Source organism: Roseateles chitinivorans (assembly GCF_002761755.1).
Classification (GTDB): Bacteria; Pseudomonadota; Gammaproteobacteria; order Burkholderiales; family Burkholderiaceae_C; genus Roseateles; species Roseateles chitinivorans.
The window spans coordinates 1-416 of the sequence record NZ_PEOG01000243.1 but is presented as its reverse complement, the minus strand read 5'-3'; the positions used below and the strand labels follow the sequence as shown (position 1 = coordinate 416).

The following is a 416-nucleotide window of genomic DNA, read 5'->3' as shown; positions in this document are numbered from 1 at the left end:
GTGCTTACAAGGATGTTATTACCAATAAAGCCATCTCTCAAAAAGGGATGATCACAGTTCACAAAGTAGATGACAAGTACTACTTTGAAGTTCCCAATACTATTCTAGGTCGTGAGATCCTGGCTGTTACCCGCTACATTAAAGTACCTGCTATTGCCGGAAACGGAAGAGGTGCTTATGGTGGTGAAGTAGCCAATCAGCAAACACTTACATTTGAAAAAGGACCTAATAATAATATTTTCCTTCGCACCATTACATTGGTGAATGCTGCTGATCCTAAAGATGATATTTACAAAGCAGTTACCAATTCTAACCTGAACGCTATTGCTGCGTCTTTCCCGATCGCAGCATATGGTAAAGACAGTACTTCTGTTGTATTGGATGTAACTGACTATTTCAAAGGAGATAATCAGGTG

At 39.7% G+C, this 416-nt stretch carries 1 protein-coding gene; it reads left to right on the top strand.

Going from position 1 to position 416, the window contains the following annotated elements:
• The coding region (locus CS062_RS25565) for a DUF5118 domain-containing protein (protein WP_143742579.1) at nucleotides 1-416 on the top strand (416 nt) is incomplete at both ends.